The sequence below is a fragment of the Synechococcus sp. R6-5 genome (genome assembly GCF_047461775.1).
Lineage (GTDB): Bacteria > Cyanobacteriota > Cyanobacteriia > Thermostichales > Thermostichaceae > Thermostichus.
Map to the genome: position 1 here is coordinate 1 of NZ_JANSHV010000405.1, position 1,852 is coordinate 1,852.

The 1,852-nt window shown below is 57.2% G+C and carries 2 protein-coding genes; both read right to left on the bottom strand.

Annotated elements, in window-relative coordinates; all coding sequences use genetic code 11:
* A partial coding sequence (locus NW818_RS14005) for an RNA-guided endonuclease InsQ/TnpB family protein (protein ID WP_414424908.1) occupies window positions 1-1,185 on the bottom strand: 1,185 nt, incomplete at its 3' end.
* A gap of 453 nt (window positions 1,186-1,638) precedes the next feature.
* A partial coding sequence (locus NW818_RS14010; RefSeq protein WP_414424909.1) for a MerR family DNA-binding transcriptional regulator occupies window positions 1,639-1,852 on the bottom strand: 214 nt, incomplete at its 5' end.

Here is a 1,852-nt window from a genome sequence, read left to right on the forward strand (position 1 = left end):
GGACGGACTCGCCACGGGTAGGGCAGTTACGGTTGCCAGCCGCTTGAGATTGAGCGCCGCATTGTGGTCGCGGTCGTGGTGCGCGTCGCATTCAGGACAGGTCCATTCCCGATCCGTGAGGGTCAGCGCCTCGTTTTTCCAGCCGCAGACGGAACACAAGCGGCTGCTCGGATACCAGCGGTCGGCAACCGCCAGCCTGGTTCCATAGCGCCTCGCTTTGTATTCCAGCTGCGCGCGAACCATCCCAAAGCCCACGTCACTGATGGCGCGCGCCAGCCGCTCATTCGCCAACATCCCCTTCACATTCAAGTCCTCGATGGCTACCGCTTGGTTTTCGCGGCATAGCCGGGTGGTGAGCTTGTGGACGAAATCCGCTCGGATATTGGCGATACGCGCATGGAGCCGCGCCAACATCGCAGCGGACTTTTTGCAGTTGTTTGACTTGGGACGCCGCGCATGCTTCGGAACACTGGATTTTGCGTCACGCCCCGCACCACGTTTGGCCATCTCCAGCTTGCGGCTCATGCGTCGGCTCCGAATCTTGAGACGCCGCAATGCAGCCGTGAGGGGCTTCGGCGCCGTGATGACGTCCCCATTGGAGAGTGTGGCAGCCGCTTTCAATCCAAGATCAACGCCGGTCATGTTGTGCGCAGTCCTCTTTCGATAGAACTGCTCATCAGATACGTCAACGTGAATGGCGACAAACCAACGATCAGCCGTGCGAGAAACCGTCGCGCCCAGGATTTTTCCGCTGAAACGCAGGCGCTCGGTCATCTTCACCTCCCCGATCTTGGGCAGGCGGATGGTGTTCCCGTTCAGGCTGAACTTGTCGTTTGCCACATAGAAACTATCACGACAGCGACCCTTCTTTTTGAATTTCGGTTCATGCGCAGGCTTCCCGGCTTTCATGTCGGCAAAGAACCGGTTCCATGCTTTCGCCAGATGTGCGAACGGCTGCGCGTGTGCGTCCCTGTGAATCTCCTGTATCCAGGGATATTTGATGTATTTGATGGCGTTGAACTGTTTTTTAAGCGCCATTGCACTCGGCTTATGACCAGCCTTGTAGAGCTTATTCCACTCGGCCAACGCCCAGTTCCAGACGAAGCGCGCCGTGCCACAAGCACGACGAAAATAGTCAGCTTGCTCAGGCGTTGGGCAGAGAGCAATTTTGTGAGTCAGGTGCATGACGTGCATCCTGTTTCAGGACTTCATTCAACGTTTTTCGATCGTTGCTCAATCCATAACGCCTGGAAGAACAACAATGCACAATGGTCATAAGGTCGTGCACCATTGCTTGTTCTGGAGACCAACGCTCCTGGTTGAGCGCCACTATGTCACATCCGTGCGTTTTGGCGCCATGCGCAAACCATGCAAAGCCAAAGCGGGTTAACCGATCGCGGCGCGCCAAAATCAACGTCCTGACGTCGCGTCGCTCAATCTGATCCATAACTCAAGAACATGCGTGCGCTTGAAGTTTAACCCACCGCCTCCTTCCTCAATAAACTCGACTCCTGCCGGGCCCCTGGCCGCTCCAAATGCTTCCAGAACCCGGCGTTGATTCACCAGGTCCGATCGTTGCGCCGCACGGGAAACACGGCAGGAGGCCATCACCTTTGTTGGCACACGCATTGTTTGCCGTCATCCGATGAACGCGCGGAGCTGTTCTTCGGTGGAGCGGCGGCGATTGCTCTCCGTTCGCGCAGCCGGAATCACGCGCCCCTCACGCGCCCAACGCTGGAGCGTCTTCACAGAGACGCCGATGAACGTCGCCGCCTTTCCAGTACGCATCATGCGTTCCATGACCACCATTATACACGAAAGCGCACGTATGTCGAGACCTGAGTGATACTCC